Source organism: Helicobacter heilmannii, assembly GCF_001283065.1.
Taxonomy (GTDB): domain Bacteria; phylum Campylobacterota; class Campylobacteria; order Campylobacterales; family Helicobacteraceae; genus Helicobacter; species Helicobacter heilmannii.
The window spans coordinates 255794-267755 of record NZ_CDMK01000003.1; the positions used below are offsets into that span (position 1 = coordinate 255794).

Here is an 11962-nt window from a genome sequence, read left to right on the forward strand (position 1 = left end):
AGAGTTTTTGCGAAAGGATGGCTATGCGTGTTGCGGTTTTTGGCGGAGGGGCTTGGGGGAGGGCATTAGCCTTTGCACTAGGGCATAAAAACCCCATCAAGATTGTTTCCAGACAGGATTTAACACCCCTACTCATGCCCTTAAACAAAGACCTTGTGCTCAAAGGGCATGAGCCCATCACACAATGTGCCCTGCAAGAGGCTTTAGAGGCGGATTTATTTGTTATTGCCATCAGCGTGCAGCATTTGCGCTCGTGGTTTGAAAAGGCCCAACTGCCTACCCACTCTAAAGTGTTGGTGGCCGTGAAGGGGGTTGAGATCGGAGGGCATTTTGTGAGCCAAATTGTGGAGGCGTTCTTAAAGGGCAACAATGTCTGTTATTTAGCAGGCCCTAGCTTTGCTAAAGAGATTGTGGCCAGCCTACCCTGTGCCTTGGCGATCCACTCTACTAACCCCGAGCTTGCAGGGGAGTTTGCCTCCTGTTTGCCCGCCTTCATCCGCTCGTATATCCAAGAGGACATCAGGGGCGCAGAGATCGCCGGGGCGTATAAAAATGTCATCGCTATCGCCGCCGGGGTGTGCGATGGTTTGGAGCTAGGGCAGGGGGCCAAGGCGAGTTTGCTCTCAAGGGGACTTGTGGAAATGAGCCGTTTTGGGGCGTATTTTGGGGGCAAACAGCAAACCTTTTTGGGGCTGTCTGGGGCAGGGGATTTGTTTTTAACCGCCAATTCCTTGCTTTCAAGAAACTACCGCGTGGGGCTAGGCATTGCGCAGTGCAAACCTTTGGCCACCATCATAGAAGAGTTGCAAGAAGTCGCCGAGGGGATCAAAACCACCAAGGCAATTGTGCAGATCGCCATGCGAGAAAACATCCACACCCCTATCGCTAAAGAATTGGATCTGCTTTTGGAGGGTAAAAACCCGCTTGAGAGCATGACCGCTTTAATCAAACGATAAGGATAACGCCGTGCTGACCTTTTCGAATATTCTATTGAAATTGCAAGAGTTTTGGGAAAAGCAAGGTTGTACCTTGTTACAACCCTATGACATCCCCGCAGGGGCGGGGACTTTTCACCCCGCCACCTTACTAAGAAGTTTAGACTCCACCCCTTGGAGTGTGGCATATGTCGCCCCCTCACGCCGCCCCACGGATGGGCGCTATGGAGAAAACCCCAACCGCCTAGGCAGTTACTACCAATTCCAAGTCTTGATCAAGCCAAGCCCCTTGAATATTCAAGAATTGTATTTGCAAAGTTTGCAGGCTTTAGGCATTGATTTTAGCAGGCACGATATCCGCTTTGTGGAGGATAATTGGGAGTCGCCCACTTTGGGGGCATGGGGGCTAGGTTGGGAAGTGTGGCTCGATGGCATGGAGATCACACAATTTACTTACTTCCAGCAGGTGGGCTCAATCCCTTGTAACCCCACGCCCATAGAGATCACCTATGGCGTGGAGAGACTAGCGGCTTACATCCAACAAGTGGATTCAGTGCTAGACATTGTATGGACTTTAAAAGACAACAAGCCCGTGTATTATAAAGAGGTGCATTTGGAGGGTGAGGTTGAGTTTAGCCATTACCACTTCAACCACGCCAATTTGGACTTTTTGCAAACAAGCTTTGAGGCTAACCAAGCCGAGGCGAAGCGTTGCTTAGAGCAAAATCTGCCCCTCGTGGCTTACGACTTTGTGATGCTTAGCAGCCACTTTTTCAATGTGCTGGATGCACGAAAAGCCCTATCGGTGGCTAAACGGCAAGAGTGCATTCTAAAAATTAGAGAACTTGCCAAGGCCTGCGCCCTGCTTTATAAAGAGCAAGAGTCGGATAGATTAAAACGCCTGCATGCTTGAGCTAAACGAATTAATCGCCTTTTTAGATCAATTAAGCCCCTTTGGCTTGCAAGAAGACTGGGATAACTGCGGGCTGAATTTAGGCAGTTTAAACGCCCCCTATGAGAACATCGCCATCGCTTTAGAACTCACCCTAGAGCTTGTTAAAGAGCTAGAGCCTAGAAGCGTGGTACTCACCCACCACCCCTTATTTTTCAAGCCCTTCAAGAGCTTTAACCCAAGTTTATACCCTGCCAACATCGCCACTTTGTTGTTGCAAAAATCCTGTGCTTTAATCGCTTTGCATACGAATTTTGACAAGACCCATTTAAACCCCTACTTTGCTAAGTCATTAGGCTTTGAGCGTACCAAGGAAGAGGGCATGGCGTTGGTGGCAGACACCACGCCTACAAGTTTAGGCCACTTAGCCACACAAGTGCAAGAGCGTTTAAACCTACCCTATGTGCGGCTCGTGAGTGCCAAGAATCTCATTCAACAAGTGGTGCTGGTGTGCGGGGCAGGGTGCGGGTATTTGCACACACTCAAAGAAGCCCCCAATGATCTTTGCCTCATCACGGGCGACATCAAGCACCATGAAGCCATGCAGGCACTCAGTATGGGGATTTCGCTTTTAGAAGTCCCTCACTATGAGAGTGAAAAGGCGTTTGTGCCCCTCTTAAAAGACTTGCTAGAGCCCTATATTTTGCAATCTCAAGTAAAGTGTGTTAGACTACTAGATTGTAAAAATCCATTTATGCTTAAGGTTTGACATGAACGCCCACTTAGTGCAGTTAATCCAAATTGCCAAGCTAGACAAGGACATTGAGGCTTTAGAACCCTTGATTAAAGCCAAGAGAGCCGATCTAGACAAAGCCCTTGCCACAAAGCAAAAAAAACAAGCCGAGTACGCTCTTTTGGAGGAAGAAAAAGAGGCTTTGCATTTGCAAATCCAAAAGAACGAACAGGCGTTGCACGAAACCAATGCCAAGGTGGATAGCATCCAAAAAAAGATTTCTCAAGTGAAGTCTGAAAGAGAATTGCGCTCCCTTGGCATTGAAGAGGACATCACCAAAGAGAGAGCCAATCAGGCGAACAAAGAGATCGAACGGTTGCAAAATGAGAGCGCGCATAAGAGCAAGTTGCAAGAGGACTTGCAAGGCATCTTAGAGAGTTTAGAGCAAGAGATTGCCATGTTAGAGGAAAAGGTGGAGGCGGACACTGCCGAGATCAAAGAGAAACAACAGGCGATTTTTCAAGAAAAGCAGGATTTGACCCTGAAAATGGACCACAAGCTCATCGCCTTTTATGAGAAAATCCGCCGTTGGGCGGGCAACACCTGTGTGGTGAGCGTGAAAAAGCAGGCCTGTGGGGGGTGCTTTATCCGTATTAATGATCGCACCTACGCTGAGGTTTTAAACAGCAGCGACATTTTGACCTGTCCGCATTGTGGGCGGATTTTATACATAGACACCGCGCAATCTGCTTAAGGTTTGGCTTTTTTCAAGTTTGTGTATTTAGGGCTTTTGTCTTTGGCACATTGTTGCGCCACGCCTTTTTTAGCCCTTTTTAGCCTAAAGGCAAAGTACCGCTACTCTTTAAGGGGGCGCTTTTTTGCTAAGGGGCATGCTCTAATCTTTAAGCCCCGTTTGTGGTTACATGCCTGCTCTTTAGGTGAGGTGAAGTCTTTGGAGTGTGTGCTAAACGCCTTTAAAGACACCCCTTTGCTTCTTACCACCACCACGCAAACAGGCTATAACCACGCTAAAAAACTTGCCCAAAACAACCCCCACTTGCAAGTACGCTTTTTACTCTTTGAAACCCTGCTCTTTTTATGGCACAAGGATTTAGACCACTTAAAAGCCCTCGTGGTTACAGAGGCGGAGCTGTGGTTTGGGCTCTTTAATTTGGCTAAATCTGTGGGCGCAAAGACCTTTTTAATCAACGCACGTATTTCTAGCCACTCTTACCCTAAATACCTACGCCTCAAGCCCTTTTACACCACTATCTTTAAACGGATTGATTTTATCTACGCCCAAAGTGTGCTAGATCAAGAGAGATTAGAGAGTTTGGGCGCAAAAACGCTTTGCGTTTTTCCCCACACAAAATTATTCAACCCCCCCCTTTGCACCAAAACCTATCCCAAATTAAAAAGTTTAACCATTGTGGGCGCAAGCACGCACCCTACAGAAGAGGCGTTGATTGTGGAGGCGTTTTTACGCCTAAAGGAGCCGGCGCAACTCATTTTAGTACCCCGCCACCCTGAGCGCTTTAAAGAAGTGAAAAACTATTTAGAAGAGCACCCCACGCTTCAACACGATTTTAGTTGTTTTTCTAGCGGGTTAAAGTGGGATAGTAAAGTGCTTCTCATCGACACATTGGGCGAGCTCATTAACTTTTATGCTATCGCCGATATTGTGATTTTGGGCGGTGCGTTTGCGCCCATTGGCGGGCACAACCCTCTAGAGCCCGCCCATTTTGGGGTCAAACTCATCAGTGGGACACATATTTTTAACCAAGAAGCGTTGTTTGCATGCGTGCAAAATTTCTATTTGGTGCAAGGGGATCAACTCACCCAAACTTTAGCAGCACATGCCACGCTCAAGGCGAGCAAGATAGACACCAAAGAGCAGGAACTACAAACCTTAATCAAGGCCATCCATGTTACAGGCGTATAAAATCCTTGCCAAACAACGCAACATTTCGCACAAAGAGGCAAAAAGGCTCATAGACAGGGGGCTGGTGAGCGTGGCAGGGCAGAGGCTAAAATTAGCTAGAGAACTCTTAGAGCCGCACACCTTTTTAAGTGTGCTGGAGTGTGAGAGCGTGGTTTTAGCTAAAGAGGCTGAGTTTTTAGCCCTAGACAAAGCCTTTAATGTGTCGAGCTTTGAGCTAGAGCGCACGCACGAGCCCTATCAGTTGATACACCGCTTGGACCAAAGCACAAGCGGAGTTTTGTTACTGGGTTTAGGGGAGTTTTATAAGCAAGCCCTAGAGGCGTTTAAAGAACGCAAAGTCTATAAAGAGTATGTCGCTTTGGTGCAAGGGGTGCTAGACAAGCCCTTAACTTTAAAGCAACCCTTAAGCGTGCAAAAGAGCCACATAGAGGATAAAAAGGGCTATGTGCGGGCGTTTGTCCATAGCAAGGGCAAGAGGGCAATCACGCACATCACCCCCATTAAGACAATCGGGCAAATGACTTTATTAAAAGTGGTGATAGAAACGGGAGTAACGCACCAAATTAGGGCGCATTTAGCCCATCTCAAACACCCTATTGTGGGCGACATTTTCTACGGCGCAAGACCCAATAAACACTTTTTCTTACACGCCTATAAACTAGAGCTTTTGGGGCGTAAATTTAAGGCCCCCCTACCACTTTACTTCAAGGATTGCTGTGAGTTACTGGAACACGATTTATAGCCACTTTAGCCCCATTGCTTTTCATCTCTTTTCTATCCCTGTACATTGGTATGGACTCGCCTATGTAAGTGCGCTTTTAGTGGCATTTTTTCTAGCTAAGAGGGCGTTAAAAACCGATCCTATGCGTTTTCCCATCAGCCAAGCGCATTTTGAGAGCTATTTTTTATACGCTGAGGTGGGGGTGGTTTTGGGGGCGAGGCTGGGCTATATTTTAATTTATGACCCCAACACGTTGTACTACCTAAAAGCCCCGTGGCAAATCTTCAACCCCTTTTACGAGGGACAGTTCATCGGCATTAGAGGGATGAGCTATCATGGCGGGCTGGTGGGCTTTTTGGTGGCTTCGTGGGTGTTTAGTAGGGTCAAAAAGCAAAACTTTTTAGTGTATTTGGATTTGATCGCCGTGAGTTTGCCTTTAGCCTATGTTTTTGGGCGCATTGGCAACTTTTTAAACCAAGAGCTCTTTGGGCGCATTGTGCCAAAGGGCGATAGCTTTGGCGAATATATAGGTATTTTGGTAAGTGGGGTGTTGCGCTATCCGAGTCAGCTCATAGAGGCGTTTTTGGAGGGCTTTTGTGTGTTTTTGGTGATTTGTGTGGCAAAAAAATGCACCAAAGTGCATGGCATGCTCATGGTGGTGTATGGTTTTGCTTATGCCTGTGCACGGTTTGTGGCGGAGTATTTTAGGGAGGCGGATGCGCAGCTGGGCTATTATGTGTGGCATTTAAGCATGGGCCAGATTTTGAGCTTTTGCATGGTGCTGGTGTCCTTGGGACTGTGGTGCTTTATCAAACTTGATAAATCCGCCCAAATGCGCTAAAATGGCACTTTTCAGGGAGTGTAATGGAAAACAAAGAAGATGCGATCATCAGGTTTTCGGTGTCTTTGCAACAAAATCTCTTAGATGAGCTAGACAACCGCATCATCAAAAACGGCTACTCATCAAGGTCTGAGCTCGTGCGGGACATGATTAGAGAACGATTGGTGGAGGACAGCTGGTCTAGGGCGGATACAGAAGACCATGGCTTAATTGTGGCGGTGGTAGTACTCATTTACGACCACCACCAGCGGGAACTCAATCAGCGCATGATAGACATCCAACACGAGAGCCACATCAGCATTTTATGTACTACGCATGTACATTTGGATCAGCACAACTGCCTAGAAACCATCATCTTAAAGGGCAAGCCCATGGATATCATGCATCTGCATTTGGAAATCGGGGGGCTTAAGGGCGTGAAGTTTTCCAAGCTCACCAAAGCATCGAGTTTTGAGCACAACACCTAAGCCAACCATTGCGCTTTATGGAGGTAGCTTTGACCCCCCGCACATCGCCCATTTAGAAGTGATTTACCAAACCCTAGCAAGTTTCGCCCTAGATCAATTTTTTATCCTAGTGGCGCACCAAAACCCCTTTAAAAATCCCCCCGCCTTCACGCCTAAACAACGCCTACTATGGATGCAAGAACTCTTAAGGGGGGTAGATAAGGTCGAGGTGAGCGACTACGAGATACAGCAAGAGCGCCCCGTGCCCACCATTGAGAGCGTGCGCCACTTTCACCAAACTTACACTCCTCAAAAGCTCTATTTTGTCATGGGCACGGACAATGTGGCTGGGCTAAAAGATTGGGAGGGCTACACAGAGTTAACCAACCTGGCGCATTTTATTTTGGTGCAAAGACAGGGCTATATGCTAGACATACCCCCAAGTTTTACCCACTCCTTCTTATCCCTTGAAAACATCAAATGCCCCATCTCATCCACACAAATCAAAGCCCTGCTAGAAAAACACCAAATCCCCCCCCATCTGCCCCCCCTTGTGCAAAGCGGGGTACTGACAACCTTTAAGGAGAACCATGAGAATTGCTAGAATTGTTGCCATGCTTGAGGAAAAAAAGGCGGAAAATGTCGCCACATTTGATTTAAGAGAACAAGACTACATCACCGAGCATGTAGTGATCGCCACCTCCCTAGCGGGCAAGCACGCCCTAGCCCTGCTCGACCACCTCAAAACTACGCTCAAACCCCTAGGCGAGGTGTTTTACGCCGTGGATGAGAGCAATGAAGAGTGGATCATTATAGATTTGGGCGACATCATGGTGCATATTTTTACCCAAAGCTATCGAGAACGATTTGATTTAGACGGGTTTTTAAAAACCTATCACAAGCCCCATTGAAAATCACTGCTATCATCGGGGCGAGCGGGAGCGGGAAGAGCGCATTAGGCTTAGAACTTGCTTTAGCCCTAAGTGCCCCCATTGTGTCCTTAGATTCGCTCAGTGTCTACAAAGAGCTAGACATCGCCAGTGCCAAACCAAGCCCACAAGAGCGAGAACTTGTCAAGCACTACGGCATAGACATTTTAAGCATTCCCCAAAAGAACAACGCCCAAGTCTTTAAAGCCCAGCTAGAGCGGGCGATGCAAGAGCATGAAAAAATTTTAATCGTGGGTGGGAGTGGGTTTTATTTAAAATCCGTGATTGAGGGACTAAGCCCACAGCCCACACTTAGCACAGAGCAAGAACAAAAGATTTTAGCCCAAATCAACGCCCTAAAAGACCCGCATGCCTTTTTAGCTAAAATTGACCCCACTTACGCTAAAACGGCCACAGACCCTTATCGCACCGCCCAAGGACTTAAACTCTACTTTGCCACCAACACCTCCCCAAGCCTTTATTTCAAAGAGCACCCCAAAGAGCCCTTTAGCCATCCCATTGAGATTTTTGTTTTAACCCTAGACAAGGCCACTTTGCACGCTAAGATCGCTAAGCGCACAAAACACATGCTAAAAAAAGGTGTAGTGCAAGAGATTGAAGCTTTAGCCAAGAAATACGGCACACACTGCCAACCCTTTAAAGCCATAGGGCCTAAAGAGTGCTTGCAGTATTTAAATAGCGAAATCAGCTGCAGCGAGCTAGAGAGCTTGATCACCACCCACACCTACCAGCTCGCCAAACGCCAAACAACCTTCAACAAAACATTTAAAAACGCCTGCTTTTTAAACCCACTTGAACTTAAAAAGGCAGTTTTGGACTCTAATGGTCTCTAACTATAGCGGAGCTTTTGACGATCACGCGGTTATAGTCTTTTTGCAAGGGACGTTGATTCGACTTATAGTGCATGATTTTTCGCATCTCTTCAAACTGCTCTTTGGAAATGTTAAGGGTTTCTTCAATTATAAACCAAGTAACCCCTTCCGAGCAAGGCGGCGTGGTGAGCGACCCGTTGAAGTGGTAAAAGTGGATTTTGTCAGGCAAGAGGTATTTTAGGGCGAGGGTTTGGGGCTCTGTGTGGTATTTGTAGGCGTTAAAAAGGGGGGTGAAAAAAGGGTTTTTTTTGCCTATGCTAAAGCCAATGCCCACCACCAATAAATTACCCTCCTTATCTCTATGCACCAGGTGCATGCTTAAAGGCTGTTGTTCGCCATGGATAGCAAATTCCATAGGGATATGAAAGTGCAGATTCACAAGGCTGTACTCATGGTCTCTAAAGCTAAGGTCATTGCTGGGCTCATCAAAGAGGGCGACTAGGGTGTGGTGGGAGTAGGTGATGGACTTTGGTTTGGCGTTCTCATACTCGAAAGCCAAATCTTCCTTGTCGGGGGAGTGGTAGTAATGCTCTATATTGATGGGCGATTGTATCTTACCCGTTTTACACAAATGATAATCCAAACTCAATCTATCCCAGTATCTAGGGCCCATGTGTTTGCTATAGCCCCAATCCTTTGCCCCCGAAGCTGCCAGCAAACCTAAAGATAGACCAAAGAGTAAGAAGCCTCTTTTCATCCTCAATCCTTTCAAGCAGAATTAGGAGTACAGCATAGCGCAGTTTTATCTGTAAACACCAACAAACCCCCCACCACCCCATAAAACCCCCCCACAAGGCGGTAAAGTAGTAACATGTATCAGGAGAAGTGTGGATCACCCACCCGCTAAAACAAATGCGCCGCATTTGCTTAGGTGGGCTTTTTGTTTACAACGATTGATAACCAGCAGTCTTGCGTGGTTACAACTCCGTTAGCGCAATGTAATTTCGGGTCATTCCTACCCTAGTTTGATTTGCCTTGATTGTGCCCTTCATCTCACATTCTTAAAGCATCGTTTCTCTGTCTAGCGTTACTGTGCTAGAATCTTTGAGTTTCAATCCCCTTTGTGCTCTAAAGATTCTAAACCCACGCTTTCAAATGCCAAACTTGGCTTTAATAGCTTCTTTGGATCAGCTGCTAACTTAAAAAAGAATTTACCAAAGGCTTTTTAAGGTTTTTTGCGCTAGGGGAATCAATCCTAAACTTCATCGCTTTAGGGGCTAATTATCCACCAACAGGAGCAAACATGTCCAAAAAACCCTTTAACCTTATTCAAGGCATTTAAGTTATTTTTCGTAAATTTTTCCATTGTGTCCATCGTGAACACCAACGAAATTTTTACAGGGACGAACACTGCCCCGCTATCCCTTAGAGTTTGCACTGCGTCAGGGAATACTTTCCTAAGTCCCCCAGTTTTAAGTGCTAGACAATAGCCACCTTGGCAATATAGGAAGACTTGAACGAAAAGCCTTGTCTTTTTAGTTTCAAGGTAACCTAACACTTGAGGTTAAGGTACAAAAGTTTTAAAAGTATGCTTTAAGATTCTTTAGGTGAATTAAGAAAATAGTTTATATAGTGTGAATGGAACTAAATTAAAAACTTAATCATATATCTTTTATTTTGGAATACATTTGTGCCATTTCTAGGAGAAGTTCTGCAAGTTGTGGGGTTATACAATGCCTTTTCAAGGTAAAATACCTTTAAAAACTCAGGAAACCGATGGATTTCTCTACTCTTGCCGAAGAACCCTTAAAAAACGCCATTAGAGAGGCTTATTTTAAAGGCTTTCTGTGCACAGGCGATAAAATCGATTTTCAAATCAGCCTGCCCACAAAAGACCTTTTTGACAAAGAACCCACCCCCCTGCTGTGGGCAGAGGCCAAAGCGGGCACATACGATCTAAACAAAGCCCTAACCCAGCTCATCTTAACGATTTTAAAGCACAAGTACGAAAGCCTACCCCCCTTTTTAGCCGCATTTAATGGGGTGAGTTTTGCCGCGATTGAGAGTGAGAAATTAGAACCCCTGCTTAAAGAACTTGCCAAGAAGACCTATAAAGTAGTGCCGAGCAACCACAGCTCCAAAGAGTTTAAAGAAGTCCAAGAGCTCTTAAACCCCCTATTAAACGCCCATTTAATCACCTTTCACTATGAACAGCACCAATGCGAATTGAAAAACTTCATCAAGTCTTTAGGCACCGACACCAAAACCCTTCAAACCCAGATCACAAGGGATAATTTTAAAAAAATTTTTGATAAATGGCTTATTTGTGTCCAGCCCTCCATTAATTTAGATTGGGAGCAAGCCTCAAAGGTTAATATTTTAGAGGCAGATTTTTATTTAGCCGACTTATTAGCAAAACACAACCACACCATTTTAGAGCTTAGCACCCTTTTGATGGGCGATCATTACGAGTTTAACCAAAAGGTCAATCCCCTCACCAAGGCCCTTAATTTCGATAAAACGGGCTTTAATGACCACCAAGAAGCCCACAGAGAGTTTTGGAGAGCGTATAAACGCCCCCCAGCTGAAGAATACCACCACAAAATCACCAACCGGCGTGATATGCTCATTGGTAAGCGAGAATACCGCGGGGCGTTTTACACCCCTAGAATGTGGGCGGACAAATCCCAAGACTATTTAGCGCGCCTTCTAGGCGAGGACTTTCAAGACAATTATTTTATATGGGACTTGTGCGCAGGCACGGGCAATTTATTAGTGGGGTTAAGTAATCCCTATAAAGTCTATGCCAGCACCATAGATCCCAGCGATGTTAAAATCATGCAAGCAAAAAGCAAAGCCCCTCAAGAAGACTTCTACATCCCCCTAGATCATATTTTTCGCTTTGACTTTTTAGAAGACCCCTTTAGCCAGTTGCCCCCAAGTTTGCAAGAAATCTTAAAAGACCCCGCGCAACTCTCTAAGCTCATCATCTACATCAACCCCCCTTATGCCGAAGCGGGGAATAAAAGCCAAATGAGCGGCACGGGCAAGAATAAGGACGAGGTGGCGCTCTCTAAAATGGCAAAAACATACGCTAAAGAACTGGGTAAGGCTAAAAATGAAGTCTTTGCGCAATTTTTTATGCGTATTGTCAAAGAAATCGCCGGGGGGATAGCAGAAGAGCAAGATAACGAAATACAAAGCAAAGAAACGCCCAGCGAAGAAACGCTACGCGTTTCTGCCCAACCAAAAGAAGCCCCCCTTGCGGGGGAGAAGCCTTCAGCCTTTCTTATACACCAAGATTTTAAGCCCCAAAAAAGAGACCTTGATGTACAATACGGACTTAGAGCTTCTATCGGGTTTTTTGACCACGATGAGCTCCTTAACGGTGGTTTCGCCCCCTCGCGGGGGCGCATTAATTCTACCAATTCCCCCCTTAAAATTCGTGGCCCGCTTTTATGCGCTTTCTCTAAACTCAAATACCTTAATTCGAGCAATTTTAAGACCTTTAGGCAGCATTTTAAGGCGCATTTTTTAGGGGGATTTATGTGCCCGGGAAACACCTTTGATCATGTCAAGGGCAGCTTTCCCATTGGCTTTTTGATGTGGGATTTAGGCGCGCAAGGCTAGCGCAAGAAAAAGCCATTATAATGCGTTTAAGGACATAGGGTTTTCCTTTTGGGCTATATG

Annotated in this window: 13 protein-coding genes; 12 read left to right on the forward strand and 1 reads right to left on the reverse strand. The window is 46.0% G+C overall.

Going from position 1 to position 11962, the window contains the following annotated elements:
- Window positions 1–23 precede the first annotated feature (23 nt).
- Genes AOG36_RS07785 through miaA form a run of 11 tightly spaced genes read left to right on the forward strand, consistent with a single transcriptional unit; the run spans window position 24 to window position 8293 of the window.
- On the forward strand, window positions 24–956 hold the full coding sequence (locus tag AOG36_RS07785) for an NAD(P)H-dependent glycerol-3-phosphate dehydrogenase (protein ID WP_015107458.1): 933 nt from the start codon (window positions 24–26) through the stop codon (window positions 954–956).
- A gap of 10 nt (window positions 957–966) precedes the next feature.
- Window positions 967–1848, forward strand: a complete 882-nt coding sequence (glyQ, locus tag AOG36_RS07790) for a glycine--tRNA ligase subunit alpha (protein ID WP_015107459.1) — start codon at window positions 967–969, stop codon at window positions 1846–1848.
- Window positions 1841–2596: a Nif3-like dinuclear metal center hexameric protein gene (locus tag AOG36_RS07795; RefSeq protein ID WP_015107460.1), complete on the forward strand. Its 756-nt coding sequence runs from the start codon at window positions 1841–1843 to the stop codon at window positions 2594–2596. Before glyQ ends, AOG36_RS07795 begins: the two co-directional genes overlap by 8 nt.
- Before the next feature lies 1 nt (window position 2597).
- Window positions 2598–3314 carry a zinc ribbon domain-containing protein gene (locus AOG36_RS07800; protein ID WP_015107461.1) on the forward strand — a complete coding sequence of 239 codons (717 nt, stop codon included), beginning with the start codon at window positions 2598–2600 and terminating at the stop codon, window positions 3312–3314.
- Window positions 3315–3317: 3 nt separating this feature from the next.
- On the forward strand, window positions 3318–4502 hold the full coding sequence (waaA, locus tag AOG36_RS07805) for a lipid IV(A) 3-deoxy-D-manno-octulosonic acid transferase (RefSeq protein ID WP_015107462.1): 1185 nt from the start codon (window positions 3318–3320) through the stop codon (window positions 4500–4502).
- A complete protein-coding gene (locus AOG36_RS07810) occupies window positions 4486–5244 on the forward strand; it encodes an RluA family pseudouridine synthase (protein ID WP_015107463.1) in 759 nt (252 codons plus the stop codon). The genes waaA and AOG36_RS07810 overlap by 17 nt, the downstream gene beginning before the upstream one ends.
- A complete protein-coding gene (gene lgt / locus AOG36_RS07815) occupies window positions 5219–6064 on the forward strand; it encodes a prolipoprotein diacylglyceryl transferase (RefSeq protein ID WP_015107464.1) in 846 nt (281 codons plus the stop codon). Before AOG36_RS07810 ends, lgt begins: the two co-directional genes overlap by 26 nt.
- Window positions 6065–6087: 23 nt before the next feature.
- A complete protein-coding gene (gene nikR, locus AOG36_RS07820) occupies window positions 6088–6531 on the forward strand; it encodes a nickel-responsive transcriptional regulator NikR (protein WP_015107465.1) in 444 nt (147 codons plus the stop codon).
- Entirely contained in the window at window positions 6515–7114 is a 600-nt protein-coding gene (gene nadD, locus AOG36_RS07825) for a nicotinate (nicotinamide) nucleotide adenylyltransferase (protein ID WP_015107466.1), read from the forward strand. The genes nikR and nadD overlap by 17 nt, the downstream gene beginning before the upstream one ends.
- Window positions 7101–7421, forward strand: coding sequence for a ribosome silencing factor (rsfS, locus tag AOG36_RS07830; protein WP_015107467.1), 321 nt, complete (start codon window positions 7101–7103; stop codon window positions 7419–7421). The genes nadD and rsfS overlap by 14 nt, the downstream gene beginning before the upstream one ends.
- Window positions 7418–8293, forward strand: a complete 876-nt coding sequence (miaA, locus tag AOG36_RS07835) for a tRNA (adenosine(37)-N6)-dimethylallyltransferase MiaA (protein ID WP_015107468.1) — start codon at window positions 7418–7420, stop codon at window positions 8291–8293. Before rsfS ends, miaA begins: the two co-directional genes overlap by 4 nt.
- Here the strand turns inward: miaA and AOG36_RS07840 are convergent.
- Complete coding sequence (locus tag AOG36_RS07840; protein ID WP_015107264.1) at window positions 8280–9029, reverse strand: carbonic anhydrase family protein; 750 nt, start codon at window positions 9027–9029, stop codon at window positions 8280–8282. The two genes, miaA and AOG36_RS07840, sit on opposite strands and share 14 nt — an antisense overlap.
- 1019 nt (window positions 9030–10048) lie before the next feature.
- Here AOG36_RS07840 and AOG36_RS09165 point away from each other — a divergent pair.
- The gene (locus tag AOG36_RS09165; protein WP_053825804.1) at window positions 10049–11902 is read left to right on the forward strand and encodes a class I SAM-dependent methyltransferase; all 1854 of its coding nucleotides are present in this window, start codon (window positions 10049–10051) and stop codon (window positions 11900–11902) included.
- Window positions 11903–11962 lie beyond the last annotated feature (60 nt).